Here is a 26294-nt window from a genome sequence, read left to right on the forward strand (position 1 = left end):
CCCCGCTCCTCCGTCTAATTTGGGATTTTGGATTCGTGATTTTGGCTCACGATCTGAGGTAGGTTTGCAAAGTGCCAACCTGAATCCCCGATTTCCAATTCCTACACTATGCCGCAACTCGATTTCGCCCGCCTGAATGAACCGCACTACTGGCTATGCAACGCCCATGTTCCCCGGCCGCTGCTGCCTGATTCGCTGGTGTTGCCTGAGTCGGCGGGCATTCTGGCGCAGGATAACCTGGCGCAGGTGGATCTGGAAATTTTAGATGGCGCAATTCGCAGGATTTGCCCCAGTGCGGATGCGGCGGGTGAGGCAGGAGGAGAACCCGTGCCGACGGTTGACCTGAAGGGCGGCATGGTGTGGGCTGGGCTGGTCGATTTGCATACGCATCTGGATAAGGGGCACGTTTGGGGGCGATCGCCCAACTATTCTGCAACCTTTGAGGAAGCGCTGGAGACGATCCGCGCAGATGCCAGCAAACACTGGGATGCAGAGGATGTCTATCGCCGCATGGAGTTTGGGCTAAAGTGCAGCTATGCCCACGGCACGACTGCCCTCCGCACCCATATAGATTCCTTTGGCGACCAAGCGGCGGTGAGTTGGAGCGTGTTTAATGCGCTTCAGCAAGACTGGAGCGATCGCCTCGCGCTAAAAGCCGTTTCCCTGGTAACACTGGACTATTACCAAACTCCAGAGGGCGAAATCTTGGCCGATCTAGTTGCCGAGATGGGCGGCATTCTGGGCGGCGTGACGGAAATGGGCCCCCATTTGGAAGCCCAGCTTGATCGCCTGTTTACCCTGGCCATTGATCGGGGCCTCGACATCGATCTGCACACCGACGAAAGCGGCGACCCCAACGACATTACCCTGCGCTACGTGGCCGAGGCCGCCCTGCGCCGCGATTTTCGCGGGCAGATTGTCTGCGGCCACTGTTGCAGCCTGGCCGTGCAGTCTGACGACGAAGCCCAGAAAACCATCGATCTGGTGAAAGCTGCCCGCATCGGCGTGGTCAGCCTGCCCATGTGCAATCTGTATCTGCAAGACCGAAATCAGCGCTCGGCCCTCAGGGGGCAGGTGGCGGCGGCTCACCCAGGCACTCACCCACCCGCCCTGCGACAGACACCCACCCGCACCCCCCGCTGGCGCGGCATTACGCTGCTGCACGAACTGAAACATGCGGGCGTTCCGGTGGCGATCGCCAGCGACAACTGCCGCGATCCGTTCTATGGCTTTGGCGACCACGACGGGCTGGAGGTGTTCACCCAGGGCGTACGGATTGCCCAGCTCGATGCGCCCTATGGCGACTGGAGCCGGGTCGTGACGACCACACCGGCCGACCTGATGGGCCTGCCCACCGTGGGCCGCATTGCGCCAGGGCTACCCGCCGATCTGATTCTCTGCGCGGCTCGCTACTTCAGCGAACTGCTGGCCCGTCCCCAAGGCGATCGCACGGTATTGCGCCAGGGCAAACCTATCGACACAACCCTGCCCGACTACGCAGAGCTAGACGATCTGCTGCTGAAGTAGCGCTGAACTAGATTGCCCAGGGCAGCACTAACACCGGAACTGACGCAGTGGACTGGTTTCCCGCGAGTACCGCCTGCAAGCTGCGAACCATACTTCTGATTTAGGACTTACGCAGTTGGACGATTTCTGGCAAGTGCGTAAGTCCTGTGATTTTTCAATACTAAAAACTTATCGCCTGGGGAAAGGGCTTGCCTGTAGTAGAGGGGGATACAGTTCTCAGCCGTCTGTCCGTCTTAGCATCGGCTAGGATCTCGACCGCTCAAGCACCTACAGGTTTTTCCTTCAAATTCCTATGACTGCCATTTTCACCCTGCCTCGGGATTGCACCTTCAGCCCTTCTGATTGGGAAGTGCTTGCCCCATTTTGGTATCCCGTTGCCTTTGCCCACGACGTTACCGATAAGCCCGTGGGGGTGCGCCTGCTCGACGAGCGGCTAGTGCTTTACCGGGCGGGCGACGGCGGCGTAATAGCAGCAAAAGACCTCTGCCTGCATCGCGGCGCTCCCCTCAGCATGGGCTGGGTTGAAGATGGCGAACTGGTCTGCGCCTACCACGGCGTTCGGTATACCCAGGACGGCCAATGCGTCTGCATTCCGGCTGCCCCCGATGCCGCAATTCCCAAGCGTCTCCGCCTCACGACCTACCCGGTGCGAGAGCAGTACGGACTGATCTGGGTACGGCTGGTGGACAATGGCCCGGTTCCCTTTCCCGAATTTGATGCGTGGGATAACCCCGACTACATCCAGATCATTCCCGATTCGGTTTATCTAGATGCGGCGGCGGGTCGTCAAATCGAGGGCTTTCTGGATGTCAGCCACTTTGCCTTTGTCCACAAAGACTCCTTTGGGGAGCGGGATAATCCTGAAGTGCCCGACTATCCCGTGACCTTCACCGAGGGCGGATTTACGGCGGACTACGTGAGTTCCGTCAGCAATCTGCCCCACGGCTACAAACACCTCAGCCCGCCAGGGTTTCAGTGGCGGCGGCTGTTTCAGGCCTGGCTGCCGTTCACGGTCAAGCTCTCGGTCACATTCCCCAACGGAATGCTGCATATTCTGAATGCGGCCAGCCCCATTTCAGCCCGCAAGACCCGCGTATTTTCGCCCCTCTGCCGCAACTTTGATAAAGACGCGCCTCTGGAAGAAACGCTGGCCTTCAACCACCAGGTTTTTGGCGAAGATAAGGAAATTGTCGAGGAACTCTGGCCTGAGGATTTGCCGATTAACCTGGCGGATGAAGTCCACATCGCGGGCGACAAAAGCTCCATTACCTACCGCAAGCTGCTGGCCAAGCTGGGACTGGGGCGATCGTTTACGAGCTAATTGATTCGCAAATGCACTTGCGTAAATCGCGCTAAATCGCGCAAGTCAGATCGCCGGCCCGCTGGCTGAAGCGGAGGTTTTCGCTATAGTCGATGGGGCAATCGATGATGGCAGGTACGTCTTGCGCTAGGGCTTCCTTGAGCGTAGGGATAAAGTCGGTAGTGGCGGAGATACGATAGCCTTTCAGCCCCATACTTTCCGCTAGTTTCACAAAGTCGGGATTGGTGAACTTGATAAACGCCGACTCGCCGAAGTGGTTGTGCTGCTTCCATTCGATCAGCCCGTAGCCGCCATCGTTGAAGATAATGGTGACGAACGGCGTGCCGATGCGGAGCGCGGTTTCTAGCTCCTGATTGTTCATCATGAAGCCGCCATCCCCCGTCACGGCGACCACCTTGCGGTTTGGGGCGACCAGCTTGGCGGCGATCGCCCCTGGTATAGCAATCCCCATTGCCGCGAAACCGTTGGAGATAATGCAGGTGTTGGGGCGATCGCAGTGATAGTGTCTCGCCATCCACATCTTGTGCGCTCCCACGTCCGAAATGACGATATCTTCTGGCCCCATCACCGTTCGCAGATCATAGATTAATTTTTGTGGCTTGACGGGAAAGCTATCGTCCTTGGCGTGCTCCTCATAGTCAGCCAAGATATCTTTTCGCAGGTGAATGGCGTAGGGTTCGGGCTTGTCTTGGCGATCGCTCCGCCGCAGAATTTCCTCTAGCGAATCGGAGATATCGCCAATCACTTCTGCCAGCGGAATATAGCTGCTGTCGATTTCCGCAGGGGTGGCGTTGATGTGAATAATCGGGATCTCCCCCGTCGGATTCCAGCGCTTGGGCGAATACTCGATCAGGTCGTAGCCGATGGCAATCACCAGGTCAGTATTGTCAAACCCGCAGCTAATGAAGTCACGCTGCTGCAAGCCCACCGTCCACAGGGCCAGGCGATCGGTGTAGGGAATCACGCCCTTGCCCATGAAGGTATTGGCGACGGGAATATTGAGCGATCGCGCAAAGTGGGTCACCGCATCACTGGCATAGGAGCGAATTGCGCCATTCCCCACCAGGATGATGGGATTCTGGGCTTGCGAAATGGCAGCGGCCGCCCGTTCAATGCTGTTGAACGATGCATACACTTTTTCGATCGCCTCTTTTCGCAGTGGCGTTCCCTCCACCGTCATTGCCGCGATATTTTCCGGGAGGTCAATGTGTACGGCACCGGGTTTTTCGCTTTGTGCAATCTTGAACGCCTTGCGGACAATTTCTGGGGTAATGCTTGGTCGCACGATTTGCGCGTTCCATTTCGTGACGGGTGAAAACATGGCGACCAGATCGAGATACTGATGCGATTCAATATGCATCCGATCCGTACCCACTTGTCCGGTAATGGCCACCAGCGGCGCACGGTCTAGATTGGCATCCGCTACGCCCGTCATCAGGTTCGTCGCGCCGGGCCCCAGCGTAGACAAACACACGCCCGCCTTGCCCGTCAGCCGCCCATACACATCCGCCATAAACGCCGCACCCTGTTCATGTCGCGTGGTGATGAAGCGGATTGACGAGTGCTTCAGCGCCTCCAAGACATGCAGGTTTTCCTCACCTGGCAAACCAAAGATGTATTCCACACCTTCGTTTTCCAGACATTTCACAAGCAGTTCGGCGGTGTTGAGAGAGGTCATGCGAGAGGTCATACGGGTTTCCTGTAGGTTGATAGGTTGAGGGACTGGATGCGGATGCGAATCAGAAAAAGGCCATGAGGCGTGTTATTGGGCGGGTAGGTATTTAGAGAACTTAGAGAATTAGAGAACTAATTCGTCCCCTTACTTAACCCAGACAGTTTTGACGTTGACGAATTCCAGAATGCCTTCGCGGCCGAGTTCGCGGCCATAGCCAGAGCGCTTGATGCCACCAAAAGGCAGGCGCGGATCCGATTTCACCATGCCGTTGAGGAAGACGCTGCCTGCTTCCAGTTCTGCGATGAGGCGATCGCCCTCTTCAGGAATTTGCGTCCAGGCGCTCGCACCCAGCCCAAAGGGGGTGCTGTTAGCAAGACGAATGGCAGCCTCCAGGTCGGGCACACGGAAGACCGTGGCGACGGGGCCAAAGATTTCTTCCTGGGCAATGGGGGCATCGGGCGGCACATCGACGATAATCGTCGGCGGGTAAAAATTGCCCTGGCTCAGTTTGGCATCAGCTTTGGTGGGCACGTCATCCGGGTCGCCGCCGATCAGCACCCTGCCGCCCGCCTCGATGCAGGCTTCTACTTGGTGGTGAACTTCGTGCAAAATGGCAGGCGTGGCCAGCGGCCCAATCTGGGTTTCGGGCAAAAGCGGATTGCCAATTTTCAGGGCTTTGTATTTCTCGACTAAGGCATTGAGAAACGCATCGGCGATCGCCTCTTGTACGATAAAGCGCTTGGCCGCAATGCAGGACTGACCATTGTTAATCATGCGGGCCGTCACAGCAGTAGACACGGCTAAGTCTAGATCAGCGCTGGCCATGACGACGAACGGATCGCTGCCGCCCAGCTCCAGCACGGTTTTCTTGAGAGACTTCCCCGCAGTAGAGGCGAGGCTGGCTCCGGCGGGTTCGCTGCCCGTCAGCGTGGCGGCCTTGATGCGATCGTCCGCAACGATTTGCGCTACCTTATCCGCGCCAATCAGCAGCGTTTGAAAGGCCCCTTTGGGAAAACCGCCCCGTTCTAAAATGTCCTGAATTGCCAGGGCCGACTGGGGCACGTTGGAGGCATGTTTCAGCAGACCGACGTTGCCCGCCATCAGCGCCGGAGCCGCAAACCGAAACACCTGCCAGAAGGGAAAATTCCACGGCATCACCGCCAGCACAATCCCCAGCGGCTGATACATGACGTAGCTACGGCTGGCATCGGTTTCGATGGGCACGGGCGCGAGGAATTTCTCGGCGTTTTCGGCATAAAAGCGGCAGACCCAGGCGGATTTTTCCACTTCGGCAACCGACGGGCCGATGGGCTTGCCCATCTCCAGGGTCATTAATTTGCCAAATTCTGCTTTTTCCTGTTCTAGAATTTCGGCAGCGGCGTAGAGCCACTGGGCCCGCTGGGCCAAGGGGGTGTGGCGATAAGACTCGAACATGTGTTGGGCTGCGTCGATGGCGCGGGCGATCGCCCCATCGGTCAGTGCGTCAAATGTTTGTAGCGTTTCGCCAGTCGCCGGGTTTACTGTAGCGATTCCCATGACTAAACCTCCTTTCATTGCAAGGAGCGGACGCGCAAGCGCCTTAACCTTCTCAACTCTAACGTGCTGATTTTGCAAGGCTCGACGGAATTGTCTCAACTTGTTGCGATTTGGTGACAGGGCGATCGCCCCTTCCAGCCGCTTGCTCAGCGCCGAACCCTGCCCAGATCCCTAGCTCAACCGGGCTTCTTCCTTTCTAGTCTTCCAAGAAAAATCGGCGGTAGACGCAGAACGTTGGAAATATTGACAAAGTGTGACGAATTTAACAATTTGAGCCGCGCCAGTCGATCGTTCTAGTCACAGCCTAAAGCCAGCGCAGAAATCCATAGAAAAAATGCTTTTCTTGGCAACCTTGTAATAGACTAGAGTCTATAAGAATTCGGAATGATCTTGTCCTATCGACGTATCCCTTCATCTGCGCTCTTGACCGCGCTTTCTTTACGAGGAGGCTCTTGTGATTCACGCGACGCTGCATCAGCTCAAGGTCTTTGAGGCAACGGCCCGGCACGGCAGCTTTACGCGGGCGGCGGAGGAGCTATTTCTGACCCAGCCCACCGTGTCCATGCAGGTAAAGCAGCTAACCAAGGCAATCGGCCTGCCCCTGTTCGAGCAAGTCGGCAAACGACTGTTTTTGACCGATGCAGGACGGGAGCTATTTTCCACCTGTCAGGAGATTTTTGGCAAGCTGGAACAGTTGGAAATGAGCATTGCCGACCTGAAAGGCATGAAGCAGGGCCGGCTGCGGCTAGCGGTCATCACGACGGCAAAATACTTTCTGCCGCGCCTGCTCGGCCCCTTTTGCCAAAAATATCCCGGCGTCGATATTTCCCTCACGGTCACCAACCATGAACGTGTGATCGAGCGCCTGGGCAACAACCAGGACGACCTCTACGTGATGAGCCAGTTGCCGGAAAATCTGGACATCGTGGCCCACCCGTTTTTGGATAACCCGCTGGTGGTGATTGGCCCCAAAACCCATCCCCTGGCAAAAGAAAAGAACATTTCCCTAGAGCGGCTGGCAGAAGAAACTTTCATTATGCGGGAGCCGGGATCGGGCACACGCCGCGCCTTTCAGAAGTTGCTGGATGACCACGACCTGTCGGTGCGGGTGCGGCTGGAATTGGGCAGCAATGAGGCCATTAAGCAGGCGATCGCCGGAGGGCTGGGGCTGGCAGTTCTGTCGTCGCACACCATCGCTCACGACGGCTCGATGGGCGAACTGATGGCCTTCGATGTCGAAGGTTTCCCAATTCCCCGCAAGTGGTACGTCGTCCACCTGTCGGGCAAGCAGCTTTCGGTCGTCGCCTCCACCTTCCTCGACTACCTGCAAGTCGCCGCCGCCCAAATGGAAGAAACAGGCGTAATTCCCACGCTAGTTTAGGCTTCCTGCACCTGCCGTTTAGCCTCATCAGCCTCTCTGCGAACTGGATAAACGGCGTAGTTTTCACGCTAGTTTAGGCTTCTTGCACCTGCCCAGTTTCCAAGCATCAGCCTTCTTAAGCAGCGGGTCAACCTGCAAACTTGCCCAGCCCCAAACCCAATCCAGGGTCTAAATCCAAAATCTAAAATCCAAAATCTAAAATCCCCACCCCAAAATCCCACGCAACGCCCACCCCGGATTAAAATCAAGCTTGCTCTTCATCTCCCCTGGTGCGTATGGCGGACATTTTGGATGGCAAGGCGCTGGCTCAAACACTTCAGACAGACCTGGCGCAGCAAATCGCAAAGATCAAAGCGGCAGGAGGGCGATCGCCCGGTCTAGCCGTCCTCATGGTGGGCGACAACCCCGCCAGCGCCGCCTACGTCCGCAACAAAGAACGCGCCTGCGAGAAACTGGGCATGGTGTCCTTGGGCAAGCATTTTCCCGCCAATACGACTCAAGCAGAACTGTCGCAGGTCATCGACGAACTCAACCACGATGATCGCGTAGACGGCATACTGGTGCAGCTTCCTCTGCCCGATCACCTGGATTCCGTCGCCCTGCTCAACCAAATTCACCCCGACAAAGATGCCGACGGGCTGCACCCCATGAACTTGGGTCGCTTGGTGCGCGGCGAAGTGGGGCTACAAAGCTGCACCCCCGCAGGCGTGATGAAGCTGCTGGAGGAATATCACATCGACCCCAGGGGCAAACATGCTGTCGTCATCGGGCGCAGCATCCTGGTCGGCAAGCCCCTCGGCCTGATGCTGCTAGCCCAAGATGCCACCGTCACGATGGCCCATTCCCGCACCCCCGACCTGCCTGCTGTTGCCCGCTCTGCCGATATCCTGGTCGCCGCCGTGGGCCGCCCCAACCTGATCACTGCCGATATGGTGAAGCCCGGAGCCGTTGTGATTGATGTGGGCATCAACCGCATCACCGACGACGGCGGCGGCCGTTTGGTGGGCGACGTAGACTTTGCATCGGTCAAAGACGTGGCCTCCTGGATCACGCCCGTCCCCGGCGGCGTTGGGCCGATGACCGTAACGATGCTGATGGCAAATACGGTGTGGAGTTATTTAAGGAGAGTGGCGGGGTGACGGACGGAAAAAACGAAAAACGGAACTTCTTCGTTCTTCGTTCTTCTCTCTTCGTTCTTCTCTTTTCCCTTACACCAACACTCCATCACCCCTATCCCCTGACCCCTGACCCCTAATCCTTGGCCCCTAATCTGTACATTCCGACCCTCATCCGGGGTACATTGGATTGCGTCTAGATTAATGTGCTAGATCCGTTCAGTTGGCCGAAGATTGGCCAATTTATCACCCTGACTGAGGGCAGAATTCCAGGAAATTGGCATGGTGGCGACTCAAGTTTTTGATTTATCGGGTTATTTGGCAGAACGACAGGCGATCGTAGAAGCGGCGCTGGATCAATCCCTTCCGGTGGTCTATCCCGAAACGATCTACGAGTCGATGCGCTATTCCCTGATGGCGGGGGGCAAGCGGCTGCGGCCGATTTTGTGCCTGGCGACTTGCGAGATGTTGGGCGGCACGGTAGAAATGGCGCTGCCGACGGCCTGTGCGCTAGAGATGATTCATACCATGTCGCTGATTCACGATGATCTGCCTGCGATGGACAACGACGACTATCGCCGGGGCAAACTCACGAATCATAAGGTTTACGGCGAGGACATCGCGATTCTGGCGGGCGATGGCCTTTTGACCTATGCATTTGAATACATTGCTGCAAGAACGACGGGCGTGCCGAGCGATCGCACGCTTCAGGTGATTGTCCACCTCAGTCGGGCAGTCGGCGCGGCGGGTCTGGTGGGCGGACAGGTTGTAGATCTGGAGTCGGAAGGGAAGCCGGACGTGACCCTGGAAACGCTGACCTGGATTCATCGCCACAAGACCGGGGCGCTGCTAGAAGCATCGGTCGTCTGTGGGGCGATCCTGGCAGGCGCTTCGGCAGAAGATCAGCAGCGGCTATCTAGATATTCGCAAGATATTGGGCTGGCGTTCCAGATTGTGGATGACGTGCTGGATTTGACCGCTACGCCGGAGGAATTGGGGAAATCTGTTGGCAAAGACCTACAGGCTCAAAAGGCAACTTATCCCAGTTTTTGGGACATTGAAGAATCGAAGCGGCAGGCGGCGCAACTGATCGCCAGCGCCAAGGCAGAACTGTCTCCCTATGGCACTCGTGCCCAGCCGCTTTTGGCGATCGCCGACTATATCACTGCCCGAACGCACTAGGGGGAGCAACCTCATGCAGGATTTTGGTCAGGTCTTTCAAAACGTCGTGCTGTGGGTTGCAGTAGCGGCCTGCCTCATTGCCCAAGTGCTGAAGCTAATCGTGGAACTGGCCCGTAACGGCAAGGTCAGCTTTCGCACGGTTGTCAACACGGGCGGAATGCCCAGCGCCCATTCTGCATTCGTCACGGCGCTCGCCTGTGGCGTGGGGCAATCTTCCGGCTGGGAGAGTCCTGAGTTTGCGGTGGCGGTGGTGTTTGCCATTATCGTTATGTACGACGCGGCAGGGGTGCGGCAGGCGGCAGGCAAGCAGGCCCGCGTGCTGAACAAAATCGTGGGCGAGTTTTTTGAAGATGCCGAATTTCACGAAGAGCGGCTCAAGGAACTGCTCGGACACACGCCCGTTCAGGTGATTGCGGGCTGTGCCCTGGGCGTTGTGGTCTCCTGGCTGGCGGCAAAAGCCTATTGAATCCTGCTGATTCTTGATTTTGGATCTGCGATTTTGGATTCTGGATTTGCGATTTTGGACTGCCTGTCAAGTATTTGCAGGGTTTCCAGCAATTGCATTTACAGCGCCACTAAATTTGTAGTGCCAATAATTTGTAGTGCCACTAAAGCGCCACTAAAGCACCACTAACTCATAGCGCTACTAACTTGTAGCGCCCCTAATCGTAACTCCACTAACTGATAACGCCTAACGCTACTGAAGAGAGTTGAGGCTATCCGCCGACCGGCCGGAGTCCTGCAATTTGGCGACCATCGACAATCAGGGTGACAAAGCCGCGATCGCTCAAGTCTCGTAGCAATCCAGCGGCGATCGCCCAGTCGTTGGTGCTGGTTACCAGCAGATGCGGGCGCTGGTCGTAGGTGACAACCGTGACGCGGCGACCCGTGACCTGCTGCACCTGATCCAGCAAATCCAGGCGATTGTAATGATTCACCAGCACGGCGTAGCTGATGGGGCCTGGCTGCGGCGTGGGGTTGGGCGCAGTGGCCACGGTGGTAAAGGCACGATAGCCAAACGCTCGATTCAGGTAATCCGCCCAGTCGCGGGCCAGAGCAGGCGTAGCAAAGCCGCCAATGCGGGTGACGTTTAGCCCCAAATAATCGCAAACCGTCAGGCTGGCGTTGCGTGGCACGACAGACCGCAGTTGCTCCAGCGTGTTGGGGGTCTGATTTAGCACCATCACCAGCGTTTCGCTAGACTGGGGCGGCAGGCAGGCGGGCAGTCCTTGGGCGATTCGCGAAGCAATCCCTATGGGAATCGCCCCCGACGGCACTAGACGAGCCTGCGCCCAAGCCCCCGCACTGGCATTGCCCAAAATTGCTAAACTGCATAGCGCCACCGTTCCCCAGCCCCAATCCCGCATAACCCGCTCAATCCTTACGCTGCAACGCTAATCTACTACAGCAGCATAGCCCGCTCCAACCGGATTTTTTTAAACTAAGCCTGCTTCATTGCCTGCTTTATCTCCGTGCAGATAAATCTTTTTCTCCCGTTTGCCCATGCTTCCCCTCACGCTCATCATCGGCAACAAAAACTACTCCTCTTGGTCTTTGCGGCCGTGGCTGGCGATGCACCAAATGGCCGTGCCCTTTACCGAAATTCGGCTACCGCTAGATACGCCAGAGTTTCACGCGCAGATCGAGCGCTACTCGCCATCGCGGCGGGTTCCTGCGCTGCGGCAGGGCGATTGGGTCATTTGGGAATCGCTGGCGATTTGTGAGTATGTTGCAGAACTGTTTCCCGATCGCCCTTGGTATCCCGCCGATCCTCAGGTGAGGGCGATCGCCCGCGCAGTGAGCCACGAAATGCACGCTGGCTTTGCCAAACTGCGGACTCATATGCCGATGGACGTGCGATCGCGCTATCCAGGCAAAGGCCGCGCTCCAGGCGTGCAGGCTGATATCGACCGCATCACATCCCTGTGGCGCGAATGCCGCAGCACCTACGGCAGCGGGGGTGAGTTTCCGTTTGGTGGCTTCGGCATTGCCGATGCAATGTATGCCCCGGTAGTATCGCGCTTTGTCACCTATGGAGTGGCGCTTGACCCGGTATGCCAAGCCTATGCCGATGCCGTGTGGGCGCTGCCGAGTATGCAGGCATGGATTACAGACGCTCAACAAGAAACAGAAGTCCTGACTCACCCATAAGCAGCACGCAACAGAGATGACTCCTTCGCTAGGATGAGGCAGTGTAGAACCCCAGACAGGGCGTTTCATCTCCAGGGCGGACTAAAATCATAAGCAAATCTGATATTCTTCAGGGATTCTTCGATTGACGACTTATAATTTTGACTGTTACTGTAAAGAAAAAGTTAAAGAAAACATAGACTCCTTCATACTTATGGTTGCCCAACGGGTCACCCGATCTGGGCGCTTGACCTCCATTCAAGGACTCTTCGCAATGCGATCGCTCTCCGGACTCACCCTCTTCTGCGACTTTGACGGCCCCATCATCGACGTTTCCGACCGCTACTACGAAACGTATCTCCTGGGTCTGTCAGATGTGCAAACCCTGTATCAAACTCGCGGCATTACGGTGCCTGTGCATCGCCTCAGCAAGGCCCAGTTCTGGGACATGAAGCAAAACCGCGTGCCCGATGTAGAAATTGCCCTGCGATCGGGGCTGTGGGGCGACCAGATCGAGGTGTTCCTCAAGCGCGTGGTGGAAATTGTGAACCGTCCCGACCTGCTGCAAAAAGACACCCTCCAGCCAGGGGCGCGGTGGGCACTGTCGCTGCTGCGGGCACAGGGGGCGCGGCTGGTGTTGGTGACGCTGCGCTGCCGCGACCAGGCAACGCAAGTTTTGAAAAGCCACGGCCTGCTTGACCTGTTCAACGGCATTTGGGGAATGCAGGATACGGGCGCGGCCTACGCAAACCAGGCAGAACACAAGACGGGGCTATTGGCAGAGGCGATCGCCACGATGGGCAGCGGCTCCACGGCTTGGATGGTGGGCGACACCGAAGCAGACGTGATCGCCGGACAAGCTGCGGGCATTGCCACAATCGCCCTCACCTGCGGCATTCGCAGTCAGTCCTACCTGAAAAAGTTTGAACCCACCCGTCTGCACAGCGACCTGCTTTCTGCGGTTCACTACCTGGTCTATCAGAGCGAAAACTGCTCGATGTCGGTCGCCTAGAGCATTGGAGCAGACCTTCGCGGGCAGTCCTTCATGGGCCTTCACGGGTAGTTCCTCACGGGCGATCCCTCCACAGGGAACTTCAGGCACAGCATTGGGGCAGAATTTCGCTAGGATCGACTTGGCTGCGTATCTTTACCTAACGAACCATGTCTCTCGACAATCTGCGCGATCTCTACCAGCAGGTCATCCTGGAGCGCTACAAAAAGCCACGCTATAAGGGCAAAACCGACCCTATTGACCGCTACCAGAAGGGGCACAATCCGTCTTGCGGCGATACGATCGAACTCACGCTCCACCTAGAGGACGATCCGCAGGGTGATCCTTCGGTGAAGCGCATTTCAGACGTGAAATTTGAAGGGGAAGGCTGCGCGATTTCCATGGCCTCGGCCGATCTGATGGCCGAAGCACTGCGCGGCAAGACCACAGACGAAGCGCTGGAGATGGTGCAAAAGTTTCAAGCCATGATGCGCGGCGAGGCCGAGTTTCCCGCCGATCTCCGCAAGCTCAACGTCATGCAGGGCGTTGCCCAATTTCCCGTGCGGATCAAGTGCGCGAACCTCTCCTGGCATACGCTAAAAGCCGCACTGGAAGCCGCTCAGAGCGAACAGCCCGAATTTGTCAGCAACGAGGCCGAGGGCTAAGGGAACTGAGGAAGGCACGGCTAATCTTCTAGCGGGCGATCGCCCGCTGGGTGAAGCTGCAAAAGTTTAAGCAAGCCCAGTGGCAGCATAAGCTCGACCACTACTTCTTGCAGTGCAAAACGCAGCTTGATCAGGTGATTTACTCGCTGATTCGGACTCAGGATGCCGACCTGACCAACGAGCTATATTTTCGTCTGCTAGAAGGTGAGCAGTCTTTCGCAGAACTGGCCGCGCAATATTCCCAGGGACCGGAGGCGGCAAAAGGCGGGCTGGTTGGCCCGGTAGAAATCGGCGCTTATTATCCCAGCTTTGCCCATGTCTTGACGACCCACGCACCGGGCGACCTGCTTACGCCGCTGCCGTTAGAAGATTGCGTGGTGATCATTCGCATCGAGCAAAAGATTCCCGCCCGATTTGACGAAGCGACGCAGCAGCGCCTGCTGGATGAACTGTTTGCTGCGTGGATGGATGCAGAACTGCGGGCCAGCTAGATACTCTACCGGATCGCCCTGGGAGCGCTTTTGGAACGGAATGGGAGCGCCTGCTTCGATAGCTTAGAAACAGAGCAGGGGAGATACCCGACTCAACTCAAACTTAAGTAAGCCACACCATATCTTATCACCTTATCAAAGGAAGCGCCATGCTGATCAAACTCTCATACTTTTTGCAAAGCGTGCTACTGACGGGCGCACTGATGACCACGGCGATCGCCCCGCCCAGCCCAAGCCTGACAACCGCAATTCAGATTGCTCAAGATTGCGTGGCATTCGGTGGTACTTATCATACTTTGGCTGCGGGGCACTGGATTTGTTTGTATCCGACTCCCGATCAGACCGGAGCGCTGGGACTGTATTGCAATGTCGTGCAGACGTGCGATCGCCTGATGGAGACTCGCCGCCCAGACCACACCGCCAGCCCGTTGTGGGAACCTATGGTTCCAACTGAACGCATTGATGACGGAACGATGACGGAATAATGACGGAACGATTTCACGATTCATTTTGCCATTCGCTTATCCAACCTGCTGTAGCGAGTGAGAGGCGCTCTGCGGAGTCGCCACCCCTCGGCTCGTTACAACACACCCCTACAAACCTTGAGGATACTTCCATGACGACGCTACAACCAATTGAGCAATCCCGATGCGACTCGCCCGAACTCGACCTGCCCCGATTCGACCCAGCTAAAGCCGAAGCTTTTGCCGAAACCCTGGTGGGCACGCTGAACAGCGGCGCACTGGCGCTGATGATTTCCATCGGACATCGGACTGAACTGTTTGACACTCTGGCAGAACTGCCGCCCGCCACCAGCCAGCAAATTGCTGATGCAGCGGGGCTGAACGAGCGCTATGTGCGGGAGTGGCTGGGCGCAATGGTGACGGGTCGCGTGGTGGACTATGACTCGGTTACTCAGACCTATAGCCTACCTGCGGAACACGCTGCATTTCTGACGCGGGCCGCCGGATCAGACAATATTGCCGTTTTCGCGCAATATATTCCCCTGCTGGGCGCTGTTGAGGATGCGGTGCTGGAATGCTTCTATAAAGGCGGCGGCGTTCCCTATTCTGCTTACAAGCGCTTTCATGCCGTCATGGCCGAAGACAGCGCACAGAGCGTAGTGTCGGCGCTGTTTGACCATGTGCTGCCGCTGGTGCCAGGGCTGATGGAGGATCTGGAGCGCGGCATCGACGTGCTGGATGTGGGCTGTGGCAGCGGTCGCGCTCTGATCCGCATGGCGCAGGCATATCCCAATAGCCGCTTTACTGGATATGACTTTTCTCCGGAGGCGATCGCCATTGCGAATGCAGCCGCACAGCGATATCTCCTGTCAAACATCCAGTTTCAAGTACAGGATGCGGCACAGATCGATGAGAGCGATCGCTACGATCTGATTACCACCTTTGATGCAATTCATGATCAGGCGCACCCCGACCGGGTTCTCCACAATATTCACCGTGCGCTTCGTTCGACGGGCACGTACCTGATGCAGGATATTCACGCCGCTACGGACGTGGGTGGGAATCTAGAGCATCCAGTGGGAATACTGCTGTATACCATCTCTTGCCTACACTGCATGTCCGTTTCTCTTGCCTATGGCGGCATAGGTTTGGGCGCAATGTGGGGACAGGATCAGGCCCTGCAAATGCTGGCAGAGGCCGGATTTGAAACGGTGGAAATCAAGCGACTGGCGCACGACTTCCAGAACGACTACTACATCGTTCGCAAGTAGGTTCCTAGTTTGCAAGTAAGTTCCTAATTCCTCACTCTTATGTGTACCCTTTGCTCGATGGCGGCACGGTTTCAGCGTGCTGATGGAGAGGCTTTGTCTCGGTTCAACGTGGCTCAGTTTTCAGCAGCATTGCACCCTTCGCAAAACGGACGCAGTGCTGCTGAAGCCCTCCCTAAACCAGAAGCCTCCTCCAAACGCGCAAGCACGCGATTCTCCCAGCCAATTTACGCATCTAAAACCATCCTGCTCTCGCCCTTGAAAGCCCAATCTGGAGATAGTCAACCATGAAACTTTACCTGCTAAATGTCCAGTCCTACGAACATCTGCTGAACGCAACCAGGACTGCCAAACGGCAAACAAACGCGCACCGCTGGCTGAAGACCGTTGGGCGGGCGATCGCCCAGACCTTTTCCCACAGCCATGATCCCAAGATATGTAAGATCTGTACCGTTGAGACACGCGCTGGGCAAACAATCTGGCAAGTTTACGATCCAATCACCAACCACAGAATCCGGTTCGATATCGAAGCCGAGGTGCGAATTTGGTTGGATCAGCGCTTCCGGACTTAGCCCCTGCACGAGATGGTGTTCTTGCAACGTGCGATCGCACTGCCCCCAATCGCGCAGATTGAAAAATCTCAAGACTAGGACAATGCTCGCAAAGAATTGACTACCATCGATTCTAGCCACTTTAAGAACACCCAAATCTCCACACGGGTTGCGTAGCTGTCTGCATCGTTCTACATCATTCTGCATCATTATTCCACATCATTAGGACTTACGCAGTTGGACGATTTCTCGTGGGTGCAGCCCACGAGAAATCGTCCAAAACCCAGACAACTTATCGCAAGTGCGTAAGTCCTGATCATTTTGGATCAAGTCATCTCTTCAGGTCTTTAGAACTTCGGAGGCAAGTTCGATGAACCGGATCAAACTCTTTCGCGCCATGCTGTTTGTTGCAACGCTCATTCTTGCACTGAGCTTTCCTGTCCACGGAACGGGTGCAGGAACGGCGATCGCCCATACAGAACACCTCATCCAGGAACCAATCGCAATCGCCCCCCCATCCCCCACGGCTCCCCTATTTGACAATTTGGGCAATCACCATCATCCCGTGTCTACCCGCAATCCCCTGGCACAGCGCTATTTTGACCAGGGACTCATTCTGGCCTACGGATTCAACCATGCCGAGGCGCTGCGATCCTTTCAGCAGGCTGCCGAACTCGACCCCACCTGCGCCCTCTGCTACTGGGGCATGGCCTACGTGCTGGGGCCCAATATCAACGCCGCGATGGAAGATAGCGACGTGCCGACGGCCTGGGCGGCTATTCAAAAAGCCGTGCAACTGGGGGGCAATGCGAGCGATCGCGAACGCGCCTATATCCACGCCCTCGCCACCCGCTATGCGCCAGAACCCGTAGAAGACCGCACCGAACTCAACCGGGCCTATGCCAACGCCATGCGCGATGTGGCGCAGCGCTATCCCAATGACCCAGACGCGGGCACGCTGTTTGCCGAAGCGCTGATGGACACGACTCCCTGGGACTATTGGGACGAGTCGGGCAATCCCACCGATGCAGGCGCAGAAATTATCGCCACGCTGGAATCGGTGCTGGAGCGGTTCCCCAACCACGTCGGCGCATTGCACCTCTACATTCACGCAGTGGAGGCGCAGCGGCCAGAACTGGCAGCCGACGTAGCAGATCGCCTGCGGGATTTGAATATCCAAACCAGCCACCTGCTCCACATGCCTGCTCACATCTACCTGCGGGTGGGGCGCTATCACGATGCGGTGGTGGCCAATCAGCAGGCTACTGCCAACGACCGGGAATATACCCAGGCGCATCACCCCGACGGCATTTTCCGCATTGCCTACATGCCACACAATCACCATTTCCTCTGGTATGCGGCGATGATGGCTGGTCAGCGGCGAGAGGCGGTGGAGGCGGCGCGAAACACGGCCCATCTAGTGGAGCGATCGCTCTGGAAAGAACCGGGTTACGGTACGCTGCAACACTACGCCGTGATTCCGCTCTATACCTACGTCAAGTTTGGCCTGTGGGATGACATTCTGGCAGAACCCAAGCCAGAGGCGGATCTGGTCTATCCAACGGGCGTGTGGCACTTTGCACGAGGCATGGCGCTGGCCGCGAAGGGCGAGGGGCAAGCAGCCGCGCAAGAACTGAAAGCACTGAAGGCGATCGCCGCTGACCCAGCCCTGGACGGGGTGACCATTTGGGACATCAACTCGACGGCAGATTTGCTGAAGATTGGCGTGGAGGTGCTGTCGGGCGAACTGGCCGCCAAGCGGGGCGATGTTTACGGGGCGATCGCCCATCTAGAAGCGGGCGTGGCGCTACAAGACCAGCTCAACTATGACGAACCCGCGCCCTGGTATTCGCCCGTGCGCCAAAACCTGGGAGCGATGCTACTGCAAGCGGGCCGCCCTGCGGAGGCAGAGCAGGTGTTCCGCGATGACCTGGCGATTTATCCCAACAACGGCTGGTCGCTCTATGGCCTGGCGCAAAGCCTGGAGGCTCAGGGCAAAACAGACGAAGCCCGACAGGCCCGCGCCCAGTTTCGCTCGGCATGGCAACACGCTGATGTGACGCTGACCGCTGCCCGGTTCTAGCTGGATTTGCGATTTTAGATTCGTGATTTTGGATTCGTGATTTTGGATGCCTGGTCAAGCCTCTGCGAGGCTTCTGTCCCTTGCACGCGCAGCGCCCCTTCAGAAGACTGCCACCTGGAAGCTGCCATCTAGAAACTGCCATCTGGAGGAAGTGCAAGGGCAGCTTTGGGAACCGCTAACGGGTTGCGCCGATCAGGTTGGAGGACTTGATTTCTCTGGCGGGAATGCCCACTACCGTCGCACCGGGGCGAATGTCTTTCGTGACTACGGCATTGGCTCCGATGCGAGCGCGATCGCCAATCGTCACCGGCCGGATAATCTTTGCGCCCGCGCCAATATCCACCCCGTTGCCCACCTTCACCCCTGCCACCAGCGTCACTTGCTGCAAAATCAGGCAGTTTGCACCCACCTCTGCATCGGGATGAATAATCACGCCGTTGGGATGCGTCAGCAGCAGCCCACCACCCAGCTTGCAGGTGAGGTGAATTTCCGAAGCAGACACCACGCTCCAAAAGCGGTAGTGCAGCACAGCGACCTTGCTGCCCAATAGCCCCAGCAATCCACCGCGTCGCTTCCAGGTTTGATAGCGACGAATAGAGCGCAAAAGCTGCCGACCGGGGTCCCACCAGCGTTTTAGCTGCTCTCGACTCCAGTCGGGCTGGGCAATGGTTAACTCTGCATCCCTGAATTCGTTCCTGAATTCGTCCATGAATTGAACGGTTCCCCTTGACGCAACGTTCTGGTAGCGGCTGGCGAGCGATCGCCGATCGAGGGTAGCTCCCCTCAGCATCCGTTGACGCTCCCTTACAGCGTAGAAACACTGAGACGCAAAGATACTACCACAGTTCAATCGGGGGAACCGTTTTCCCTGCAACTCCTGTGCAACGACCTTTTCCCAAGAACAGCTGCTATTCCGCCAGTTGTTTGAAGATATCCTGCATTTTAGGAATGCCCTGCGCGTCAAAGCTAATGGAGTTGGTATTGAGTGCAGCCATTTGGGGTCGTTTTCCTAGTCTGCTGTGGATTTGGCTGGATGGGGGAAATAGCGGAAGAGAGTTTGCCGATTGGGTGTTGCAGAGCGACCACTAGATTTTGCGCGTGGTGCGTCGCCCTCAGCAGACTAAAGGTAGAGATGTATCCACGATGTATCAACAATCGGCATCAACAATCGGCAATTGATTCAGTGAGGGCGATCACCTGCTCAGAAAGCACAGAGGGCGATCGCCCTTCCATCAGTGCGTCAGTCTTTCCTCATCGGCGGACAGGCACATAGGGTAGACTGTTGCCCTGCTCTTGTCCCAGTTTTTTTCCTGAGGTTTCTTTGCAAGCCTGGATCTCTATTGCTTGACTTATTGAGAATTTATATCAATAATGAGATAGCAGTTCATGCCTAACTCTCGACTGGGCGTGACCTGCCTACCCAGGCACATTGCTCGATTTCACAAGCCCCACGAAGGTTAAACAGCCCATGAGCCAGTGTCTTTGCTGCAATGCAAGCCTATTGCGCCATTTTCGTAGTTCAGGGATGTATTGGTTTTGTCCCAGTTGCCGACAAGAAATGCCGAGCTTTGCCCCAGCCGTTGAGAATCCTGCCCAAGGTGCGCGATCGCCCCGCACCATAGGGTGTGAAACAGGTGCAAGCTCATTGAGCAGAGTTCCATAGCAGAACCGCTTGAACAGGCAGTTGCCTGCTGAATCGTTCGACCCCAGCCTGCATATCGTTGACCCCAACCATGCTAAAGCTTAATCCGGCTACCAAGCGCTCATTCAAACGTCGGGAGTCCCTCCCCGCCTACCCGCAGCACCTTTGGCTGATAGAAAGCGGTGCGGTGCGAGCCTATACGCTGATGGAAGACGGCACGATTGTCGGTTTGGGATTTTGGGGAGTAGGCGATCAGGTTGGACAACATCTGACCTGCATTCAGCCCTATGAGTTGGAGTGTCTGACTGAGGTGCAAGCCAGGGCGATCGCCCTAGATGACTGCGTGGACTTGTCTCAGACGCTGCTTTCCCATCTTTATCAAGCACAAGAGTTAGTTGGCATTCGCAGTGGACAAGTTCCCCTAAGGCTTCAGCGTCTGCTAGAGTGGCTCTCAAATCAATTTGGAGAAACACACGAGCAAGGGAAACTAATTAATCTGCGACTGACCCATCAAGACATAGCCGATGCACTGGGCACAACGCGGGTAACGGTGACTCGCTTACTCAATCAGTTTGAGCGAGAGCGTCGAATTTGCTGGATAGAGCAGTATCTCCTGCTGCCCCAGAGTAGCCATAGCCATACGTAAAGATAAGCCAGTTGCCTCAAAATAGCCTCGAATCATGATGACTTAGGAGTGTTGAAAAGCAGTGCTATCACCAAACATGATCAATCGCTTGAATGAGCAAATCAACCTGGAAATGTTTTCTTCTCATCTCTATCTACAGATGAGTTCCTGGTGTGCCTACAGAGCATTGGACGGCTGTGCATCATTTCTCAATCAGCACGCTGATGAAGAAATGATGCACATGCGTCGCCTCATTACCTATCTTCAAGAAACGGGCGCGTTGGCGATTCTTGGAAGTATGGAAGCCCCTGCTCATGACTTTCAATCGTTGACTGAGATGTTTGAGAAGATTTATGCTCATGAGCAATTCATCACGAGTAAAATCAACGACTTGGTGCATCTGGCTAATACTGAACCTGACTATCCAACGCTACAGTTCTTGCAATGGTATGTTGCGGAGCAACATCAAGAAGAATTTTTATTCAAGAGCATCTTAGATAAGATTCATCTGATTGGTACTGAAGGACAGGGATTGTTCTTTATCGATCGAGAAATTGGCGGTTTGGCAGCTGCGGCAACTTCTGCGGCAACTTCAGAGCCTGCGCGTGCATAAAGACCTGAAAACCTGGCTGCCTGACACATCTCGCTGACACATCTCTGGGAACTCCTGATTTTCTCTGGGAACTCCTGATTTCTCGTAGGAGACGCTGGCCCAAAAGCCTCTTCGACCAAGCCTTCCGGCTCCAGATCAGAGGCTATGGGCTTCGACTCCCAGACGACATATTTTCAGGGCTTTTGGGACTTGTAAGTAGATAGACCAGATTAAAAAAACAGATCCCGAACCCTGTGCCGCCCGCTGCGCGGGCGGCACAGGGTATTTGGGTTTTATATTTGTATTTGGGTTTTATATTTATTAATGTCCACCTACTTATCAGGCAACTAGGCTCTAGCGACAGCGCAAGGACTCATAGACCTGCTGCGCCGTCTTTTTCGCATCCTGCCCAATTGCCATCAAGATAATCGAGTGGTTTTGCCCGTCTAGCTCAATAGTGGCTTCATAGCGAATGGCGGGAACTGGACGAGGCGAGTCTATCAGCAGCGCCCGGCCTGATTCGATGTTAATCACAGTGGGCACCTCGCAGAGAAATCCGGGCTGGTCACGGCTGGTGGTGGGCTGAAATTCGCCTTGGATTTCGTAGGAAATAGACACACCGGGCAGCGACAGCAGGCTAAAGTCAGACTCGCCGTTTGTGTGGTTCATTCGAGAGCGGGCGCTGAGGGGGGCACGGGCGATTAGCAGTTCAACCCGCGTGCGATCGCCCGGATGGGTTTGTGATGCATCTGCTAATCCCATTGGAACGCTGGAAGATCGATTAGAAGACCCATCGGGTGGCACAGAAGGGTCCACGCTTGATGGCACAGTGGGCTGAACGCTGGATAGCACGTTAGACGATTCAGCAGGCGGCGCATTTGTTACCACGCCCATCTTGACGCTGCCAATGTTGATGCCAAATAGTCCATGCACCTGTCCGGGAATGCGATAGTCCATGATGCTGCGGGCGATCGCCTCGGCCCGCGCCGGATCAGTCGCATTGCGAATCGCCTTATCGCCCAGCCCCACGATGCCGCCCAAAATTACCAGCAGCCCGCCCAGGGCGATCGCCCCACCTTCGCGCAGGCTCATCCGGTAGTCCGTTGGAGAAGTGGGTTCGTTCATCGGGGCACAGGCATCGGATCACGGGCATTTGGGCACGGGCATCGGGGCACGGGCATCGGATCACAGGCGGTCGAGCAGTCGTTGCAGAGCGGGGTAATCTACCTTGGCGTTGTGGCGCTTGTCTACCGGAATCTGACAGAGGTGGAACTGGTGAATTTGGGCCCAGGCCAGTGCCGTTTGCAAGTCCTGTAGCGCGGGCGATCGCGCTGCTTTGGGAAAATGCTCTGCCCATTCTATTAGTAGCACCCGCCGACCCCGATGCGCCACCAGCGCCGATCGATGAATGCCTTGTTGTGCCTGGGCTGCCGCTTCTACTGCAAAGGGATAAATCGTGCCCCAGGTGTCCGTCAGCTTGGCACTGCATCGCCCCAACAGCCATAGCCGACCCTGCTCGTCCAAATAGCCCGCATCGCCCGTGCGGTGCCAGGGAACGCCGTCTACTCGAAACTTGGTTTCCGCGTCGCCCTGGCCGTGCAAATATCCAGGCAGCACATGGTCGCCGCTGACGACAATTTCGCCGACTGTGCCTGCTGGCAGGGTTTGGGCGTGCAGTTCGGCAGTGGTCAGGGTCGGTATAGGCTGGCCCCAGCGATCGCCCAAAATTCGCAGCGCAATTTCCGGCACCGGATAGCCCGCCAACAGCCCCTTTCCCTGGGTCATGCGGGCTAGGTCGTTGGGCTGAATCTCATGATAGGCAACGTGGGCAATGGGTTCCGCTTCGGTGGAGCCATAGACGGCGGTGACTTCGGCCTGGGGGGCGATCGCCGCTAGCCGTTGCAGCAGCCCCGGAAACACTGGCGCACCGCCCGTAAAAATACGGCGGAATTCGGGCAGCGTCTGCCCCGTCGCCTCGCATTCCGTCGCCAATCGCCCCAACAGCGCCGGAGACGCAGCCGTACTCGTTGGTCGGTAGCGTCGGATATCCCGCAGCAGCCGTCTGGCGTTGACCTTGCCGGGATAGCGCAAGTCTACATTGGGCAGCAGACTGGCGACACCGGACGCGAGGTTTGCCAGCACGAAAATGGGCAGCGTTGATAAATCGATCTCGCCTGGAGCCAGGTGCAGGCTGTGGGCCAGGGCGCGGTGCTGGGCCAGCAGAAAGCCGTGGGTGCGGAGGGCGGCTTTGGGCTGGCCCGTGCTGCCGCTGGTGAAGGTGAGCAGGGCAGGGGTGGCAGCGGGAAGCGCGGGCGGGGAGGCAGGATCTAGCGGGGCCGTGGCAGAAAAGAGGCGGTGAGTTGAGAACTTTAGGGGAATGCGGCGGAGGGCAGCAGATTTTAGCTGGAGCAGGTGTGCTTTGGGCGTGGCGATCAGGGCGCGGGGCGGGTGCAAGGTGCAGCAGCGTTCTAGGTGGTCGAGTCCGGCGGCAGGGTCGATGAACTGGGCGATCGCCCCCAGCCGAAACAGCGCCAGCAGCACCGCATACAGCCTCGCCGACACAGGCACCAGCACCAGCGCCGCCTCGCCTGCCTGCAACCCTGCCCGCTGCAACTGCTCCGCAATCTGCACCGACTGTCGCTCTAGCACTGCAAAAGACACTGTTTCCCGCGTCTTCCCGTCGATAATCGCGGGCGCATCGGGACGTTCGGCAGCCTGTTGATGGAGCAGGAGGGCGATCGCCATTTGGAAGGTGTTAGAGCGTCAGCGTCTAGAGCTGGATATCAGATCATTTTGAGATAAGGCTACACCTTGAGCAGCCCCCTTCATCAAGAGAACCTTCTGAACGCCAACCCAAACAGCTCAGATTCAGGCCCAGGCACGAGCGATCGCCCTTTATCTCCCAACACCACAACTTCTCGGCGATCGCCCTTCATTTCACAGCACCGACATCTTTGGGCGATCGCCCTTCATCTGGCAGCACCGACACCTTTGGGCGATCGCCCCCCCAGATACTTTTGGGGCATTGCACACTGACCGAAGTCTATCGCTACTCCACCTCTGCGGCCGACCCGAAAGCGGCTGGGAGTGTGCAGCTTGACCCAGACCTCGAAGAACTGAACCTTCGCAATTTGGGGGGCGAATCGCTGACCCCCACCGGAAGCTGACAGAACCAGGGCGCTGAGGGCTAACAATATTATTAGACGGAAAGTTTCTGGATAACTGCCCATCTGGGGGTGTTATACGGAAACCGTCGGGTTATTCTTTAGTTTGGACTAATGGTGAAGAGGAAGGCAGTCAATGAGAAGCACCGACTGCCGTAAGGTCAATGAAGTACAACCAACATTGACCCCATGATTTTCAACGAACTTCAGCAATTTCGCCAAACGTTGTATGCCAGCTTGGGAAACGCCAGAGATGCCCTGTTTGATCTGATGGATGCCGTGTTAGTGAGTGCGTGCATCGTGTCGTTTGTGAGGCTATCGCAGAGTCCTGTCTTTCGTCGCCAGTGGTCGAGCACCTATGAAGCGTTGCGCGATAGCCGCCTACCCCGATCAAAGGTGCTGAAGCTGTTGGTGCAGCAGATACCGACTCAGCAGCAACCGTTGTTGGCAGGTGATGCGAGTCGGTGGAACCGTCCTGCTGCCAGGCGTTTGAAAGACCGCACCTTATCAGGCAGAACAGGACATGCCCCGATAGCCGGACAAAACTACAGTACCTTAGCCTGGATTGCTGAAGACAGGGGCAGTTGGGCATTACCATTGCGGCATGAGCGCATCACCAGCTTTGAAACACCCGCCAGTAAAGCGGCATTCCAACTCAAACAAGTGACTCGGCAGTTAGCGGTGCGTCCGTTGGCGATCTACGACCGAGGGTACGGCAATGCCAGTTTTGTCAACCAAACGGCAGGGATTGAGGCAGACTTGCTGCTGCGGGTTACATCCAATCGATGTGTCTATGGCGCGCCCCCAGCGTATCGAGGGCGAGGCGCACCTGCCAAGCATGGACATAAGATGAAACTCAATGACCCTGACACTTGGAGTGTCCCGGTCGAAACCGTTGAAGTCGATGATCCCAACTGGGGACGAGTGCGGGTCAGTCGTTGGAGTGCATACCATTTCCGCAAATCCCCCAAACGGGCAATGGAAGTGTTGCGCGTGGAGGTGCTGGAGACACAGAGCAGCACGCGACGCTTGGCTCCTTTGTGGTTAGTTTGGCTGGGTGAGCAGATGCCTCCGTTAGAAACCCTGTGGTTGCACTACCTCCGTCGCTTTGCCATTGAACACTGGTATCGCTTTGCCAAGCAGAGGCTATATTGGACACATCCCCAGTTCAGTTCTGTATCGGCAACCGAACAGTGGAGCAGCCTGATGCCGTTGCTCAGTTGGCAGTTGTGGTTAGCGCGAAAGGACTGTACTGACCACCCCTTGCCCTGGCAGGCACCGCAAGAAACGTTGACTCCGGGTCGGGTCGCACAAGCGTTTGCAGGCATTTTGGCAGCGATTGGCACCCCTGCTCCTGCGCCTAAACCTCGTGGTAAATCGCCAGGACGAGGCAAGGGGCACAAGCCAACTCCTCGTCCCTGCTATCCGATGGTCAAAAAACGAGCCTCGAAACGCAAGACATCCGAACAATCCCTGAACAGTCCGGTTGCAACAGCAGCTTAACTGCGAGCAGGATTGTATCCAATTCCTTAAGTTCAACTGTTATGAACGGTTGAGCAGATTCTTTATGGCATCCTGTTGAGCATTATTGTGATGCCAGTTAGTCCAAACTAAAGGTTATTCCGGATGTTGGGGAATTAAACCGAAACTTGCCGTATAACATCCGCCCCAGGGCAATTAAACCGACATTTTCCGTATGTTTTCAGAATCACGGCAAAGACCGTGAGGAATTTATACCCGTACACTGAATCGGGGTGGACGAGAGGTACGGAGTCCGTTGGATGGGTGAGTGCAGGAGAGGGCTTTAGGGGTGTTTGGACGGGTTGAGTTTTGGAGTGGGGATTTTGGATTTTGGAGTGAGGGGATGCCCTGCTAAAATCCAAAACCCAAA

24 protein-coding genes are annotated in these 26294 nt (G+C 56.5%); 17 read left to right on the forward strand and 7 right to left on the reverse strand.

Features of this window, described 5'->3' with window-relative positions; genetic code table 11:
- The first annotated feature begins 108 nt into the window (after window positions 1-108).
- Window positions 109-1527, forward strand: a complete 1419-nt coding sequence (locus HPC62_RS01145) for a cytosine deaminase (RefSeq protein WP_172353383.1) — start codon at window positions 109-111, stop codon at window positions 1525-1527.
- A gap of 292 nt (window positions 1528-1819) precedes the next feature.
- Window positions 1820-2848: an aromatic ring-hydroxylating dioxygenase subunit alpha gene (locus tag HPC62_RS01150; protein WP_172353384.1), complete on the forward strand. Its 1029-nt coding sequence runs from the start codon at window positions 1820-1822 to the stop codon at window positions 2846-2848.
- A 31-nt stretch (window positions 2849-2879) separates the two neighbouring features.
- Here HPC62_RS01150 and HPC62_RS01155 read toward each other — a convergent pair whose 3' ends face one another.
- Together HPC62_RS01155 and HPC62_RS01160 are read right to left on the reverse strand one after the other, a co-directional pair.
- Entirely contained in the window at window positions 2880-4526 is a 1647-nt protein-coding gene (locus tag HPC62_RS01155) for an acetolactate synthase large subunit (RefSeq protein WP_172358713.1), read from the reverse strand.
- Window positions 4527-4667: 141 nt separating this feature from the next.
- Complete coding sequence (locus HPC62_RS01160) at window positions 4668-6059, reverse strand: NAD-dependent succinate-semialdehyde dehydrogenase (RefSeq protein WP_172353385.1); 1392 nt, start codon at window positions 6057-6059, stop codon at window positions 4668-4670.
- A gap of 454 nt (window positions 6060-6513) precedes the next feature.
- Between HPC62_RS01160 and HPC62_RS01165 the strand changes: the two genes are divergently transcribed.
- The 4 genes from HPC62_RS01165 to HPC62_RS01180 all read left to right on the forward strand — a co-directional run bounded on the left by HPC62_RS01165 (window position 6514) and on the right by HPC62_RS01180 (window position 10203).
- Window positions 6514-7440 carry a LysR family transcriptional regulator gene (locus HPC62_RS01165; RefSeq protein ID WP_172353386.1) on the forward strand — a complete coding sequence of 309 codons (927 nt, stop codon included), beginning with the start codon at window positions 6514-6516 and terminating at the stop codon, window positions 7438-7440.
- Between the two features lie 275 nt (window positions 7441-7715).
- Window positions 7716-8579 carry a bifunctional methylenetetrahydrofolate dehydrogenase/methenyltetrahydrofolate cyclohydrolase FolD gene (gene folD, locus HPC62_RS01170; protein WP_172353387.1) on the forward strand — a complete coding sequence of 288 codons (864 nt, stop codon included), beginning with the start codon at window positions 7716-7718 and terminating at the stop codon, window positions 8577-8579.
- 258 nt (window positions 8580-8837) lie between these two features.
- Entirely contained in the window at window positions 8838-9737 is a 900-nt protein-coding gene (crtE, locus tag HPC62_RS01175) for a geranylgeranyl diphosphate synthase CrtE (RefSeq protein ID WP_172353388.1), read from the forward strand.
- A 13-nt stretch (window positions 9738-9750) separates the two neighbouring features.
- A complete protein-coding gene (locus tag HPC62_RS01180) occupies window positions 9751-10203 on the forward strand; it encodes a divergent PAP2 family protein (RefSeq protein WP_172353389.1) in 453 nt (150 codons plus the stop codon).
- 250 nt (window positions 10204-10453) lie between these two features.
- Here HPC62_RS01180 and HPC62_RS01185 read toward each other — a convergent pair whose 3' ends face one another.
- Entirely contained in the window at window positions 10454-11104 is a 651-nt protein-coding gene (locus HPC62_RS01185; RefSeq protein WP_172353390.1) for a hypothetical protein, read from the reverse strand.
- A 136-nt stretch (window positions 11105-11240) separates the two neighbouring features.
- On the opposite strand from HPC62_RS01185, the gene HPC62_RS01190 reads away from it, so the two are divergent.
- From HPC62_RS01190 to HPC62_RS01215, 6 genes are all read left to right on the forward strand, one after another.
- Window positions 11241-11888: a glutathione S-transferase family protein gene (locus HPC62_RS01190; RefSeq protein WP_172353391.1), complete on the forward strand. Its 648-nt coding sequence runs from the start codon at window positions 11241-11243 to the stop codon at window positions 11886-11888.
- Window positions 11889-12114: 226 nt separating this feature from the next.
- A complete protein-coding gene (locus HPC62_RS01195; RefSeq protein WP_225910593.1) occupies window positions 12115-12879 on the forward strand; it encodes an HAD family hydrolase in 765 nt (254 codons plus the stop codon).
- Window positions 12880-13028: 149 nt separating this feature from the next.
- Window positions 13029-13523, forward strand: coding sequence for a Fe-S cluster assembly sulfur transfer protein SufU (gene sufU / locus HPC62_RS01200; protein ID WP_172353393.1), 495 nt, complete (start codon window positions 13029-13031; stop codon window positions 13521-13523).
- Between the two features lie 50 nt (window positions 13524-13573).
- Window positions 13574-14014, forward strand: coding sequence for a peptidylprolyl isomerase (locus HPC62_RS01205; RefSeq protein ID WP_172353394.1), 441 nt, complete (start codon window positions 13574-13576; stop codon window positions 14012-14014).
- 149 nt (window positions 14015-14163) lie between these two features.
- Complete coding sequence (locus HPC62_RS01210; protein WP_172353395.1) at window positions 14164-14499, forward strand: hypothetical protein; 336 nt, start codon at window positions 14164-14166, stop codon at window positions 14497-14499.
- Between the two features lie 131 nt (window positions 14500-14630).
- On the forward strand, window positions 14631-15749 hold the full coding sequence (locus tag HPC62_RS01215) for a class I SAM-dependent methyltransferase (RefSeq protein ID WP_172353396.1): 1119 nt from the start codon (window positions 14631-14633) through the stop codon (window positions 15747-15749).
- A gap of 299 nt (window positions 15750-16048) precedes the next feature.
- Here HPC62_RS01215 and HPC62_RS23805 read toward each other — a convergent pair whose 3' ends face one another.
- Window positions 16049-16171, reverse strand: a complete 123-nt coding sequence (locus HPC62_RS23805; protein ID WP_267313421.1) for a hypothetical protein — start codon at window positions 16169-16171, stop codon at window positions 16049-16051.
- A 496-nt stretch (window positions 16172-16667) separates the two neighbouring features.
- On the opposite strand from HPC62_RS23805, the gene HPC62_RS01220 reads away from it, so the two are divergent.
- Window positions 16668-18380 (forward strand): tetratricopeptide repeat protein, encoded by a 1713-nt coding sequence (locus HPC62_RS01220; protein WP_172353397.1) that lies wholly within the window; start codon window positions 16668-16670, stop codon window positions 18378-18380.
- A 175-nt stretch (window positions 18381-18555) separates the two neighbouring features.
- On the opposite strand, the gene HPC62_RS01225 is transcribed toward HPC62_RS01220, so the two are convergent.
- On the reverse strand, window positions 18556-19089 hold the full coding sequence (locus HPC62_RS01225; protein ID WP_172358714.1) for a serine O-acetyltransferase: 534 nt from the start codon (window positions 19087-19089) through the stop codon (window positions 18556-18558).
- A gap of 1024 nt (window positions 19090-20113) precedes the next feature.
- Between HPC62_RS01225 and HPC62_RS01230 the strand changes: the two genes are divergently transcribed.
- Both HPC62_RS01230 and ftnA read left to right on the forward strand, forming a co-directional pair.
- Window positions 20114-20668 (forward strand): Crp/Fnr family transcriptional regulator, encoded by a 555-nt coding sequence (locus HPC62_RS01230; RefSeq protein ID WP_172353398.1) that lies wholly within the window; start codon window positions 20114-20116, stop codon window positions 20666-20668.
- 61 nt (window positions 20669-20729) lie between these two features.
- Window positions 20730-21260 carry a non-heme ferritin gene (ftnA, locus tag HPC62_RS01235; protein WP_172353399.1) on the forward strand — a complete coding sequence of 177 codons (531 nt, stop codon included), beginning with the start codon at window positions 20730-20732 and terminating at the stop codon, window positions 21258-21260.
- 333 nt (window positions 21261-21593) lie between these two features.
- Here ftnA and HPC62_RS01240 read toward each other — a convergent pair whose 3' ends face one another.
- Window positions 21594-22364, reverse strand: coding sequence for a hypothetical protein (locus HPC62_RS01240; protein WP_172353400.1), 771 nt, complete (start codon window positions 22362-22364; stop codon window positions 21594-21596).
- 60 nt (window positions 22365-22424) lie between these two features.
- Complete coding sequence (locus HPC62_RS01245; RefSeq protein WP_172353401.1) at window positions 22425-23984, reverse strand: AMP-binding protein; 1560 nt, start codon at window positions 23982-23984, stop codon at window positions 22425-22427.
- 209 nt (window positions 23985-24193) lie between these two features.
- Between HPC62_RS01245 and HPC62_RS01250 the strand changes: the two genes are divergently transcribed.
- Window positions 24194-24406, forward strand: a complete 213-nt coding sequence (locus HPC62_RS01250) for a hypothetical protein (RefSeq protein WP_172353402.1) — start codon at window positions 24194-24196, stop codon at window positions 24404-24406.
- 186 nt (window positions 24407-24592) lie between these two features.
- The gene (locus HPC62_RS01255) at window positions 24593-25906 is read left to right on the forward strand and encodes an NF041680 family putative transposase (protein ID WP_172353244.1); all 1314 of its coding nucleotides are present in this window, start codon (window positions 24593-24595) and stop codon (window positions 25904-25906) included.
- The last annotated feature ends 388 nt before the right edge of the window (window positions 25907-26294 follow it).

This window comes from Thermoleptolyngbya sichuanensis A183, assembly GCF_013177315.1.
In the GTDB taxonomy this organism is placed as follows: domain Bacteria; phylum Cyanobacteriota; class Cyanobacteriia; order Elainellales; family Elainellaceae; genus Thermoleptolyngbya; species Thermoleptolyngbya sichuanensis.

Excerpts from the sequence above, each read along its gene's own strand:
- HPC62_RS01220 (WP_172353397.1), top strand. The coding sequence starts at position 16,668 with ATGAACCGGATCAAACTCTTTCGCGCCATGCTGTTTGTTGCAACGCTC.
- HPC62_RS01160 (WP_172353385.1), bottom strand. The coding sequence starts at position 6,059 with ATGGGAATCGCTACAGTAAACCCGGCGACTGGCGAAACGCTACAAACA.
- HPC62_RS01255 (WP_172353244.1), top strand. The coding sequence starts at position 24,593 with ATGATTTTCAACGAACTTCAGCAATTTCGCCAAACGTTGTATGCCAGC.
- HPC62_RS01245 (WP_172353401.1), bottom strand. The coding sequence starts at position 23,984 with ATGGCGATCGCCCTCCTGCTCCATCAACAGGCTGCCGAACGTCCCGAT.
- HPC62_RS01190 (WP_172353391.1), top strand. The coding sequence starts at position 11,241 with ATGCTTCCCCTCACGCTCATCATCGGCAACAAAAACTACTCCTCTTGG.
- HPC62_RS23805 (WP_267313421.1), bottom strand. The coding sequence starts at position 16,171 with ATGGCTGTGGGAAAAGGTCTGGGCGATCGCCCGCCCAACGGTCTTCAG.
- crtE (WP_172353388.1), top strand. The coding sequence starts at position 8,838 with ATGGTGGCGACTCAAGTTTTTGATTTATCGGGTTATTTGGCAGAACGA.
- HPC62_RS01155 (WP_172358713.1), bottom strand. The coding sequence starts at position 4,526 with ATGACCTCTCTCAACACCGCCGAACTGCTTGTGAAATGTCTGGAAAAC.
- HPC62_RS01180 (WP_172353389.1), top strand. The coding sequence starts at position 9,751 with ATGCAGGATTTTGGTCAGGTCTTTCAAAACGTCGTGCTGTGGGTTGCA.
- HPC62_RS01210 (WP_172353395.1), top strand. The coding sequence starts at position 14,164 with ATGCTGATCAAACTCTCATACTTTTTGCAAAGCGTGCTACTGACGGGC.
- HPC62_RS01215 (WP_172353396.1), top strand. The coding sequence starts at position 14,631 with ATGACGACGCTACAACCAATTGAGCAATCCCGATGCGACTCGCCCGAA.
- HPC62_RS01225 (WP_172358714.1), bottom strand. The coding sequence starts at position 19,089 with ATGGACGAATTCAGGAACGAATTCAGGGATGCAGAGTTAACCATTGCC.
- sufU (WP_172353393.1), top strand. The coding sequence starts at position 13,029 with ATGTCTCTCGACAATCTGCGCGATCTCTACCAGCAGGTCATCCTGGAG.
- HPC62_RS01145 (WP_172353383.1), top strand. The coding sequence starts at position 109 with ATGCCGCAACTCGATTTCGCCCGCCTGAATGAACCGCACTACTGGCTA.
- HPC62_RS01150 (WP_172353384.1), top strand. The coding sequence starts at position 1,820 with ATGACTGCCATTTTCACCCTGCCTCGGGATTGCACCTTCAGCCCTTCT.
- HPC62_RS01240 (WP_172353400.1), bottom strand. The coding sequence starts at position 22,364 with ATGAACGAACCCACTTCTCCAACGGACTACCGGATGAGCCTGCGCGAA.
- folD (WP_172353387.1), top strand. The coding sequence starts at position 7,716 with ATGGCGGACATTTTGGATGGCAAGGCGCTGGCTCAAACACTTCAGACA.
- HPC62_RS01185 (WP_172353390.1), bottom strand. The coding sequence starts at position 11,104 with ATGCGGGATTGGGGCTGGGGAACGGTGGCGCTATGCAGTTTAGCAATT.
- HPC62_RS01230 (WP_172353398.1), top strand. The coding sequence starts at position 20,114 with ATGCTAAAGCTTAATCCGGCTACCAAGCGCTCATTCAAACGTCGGGAG.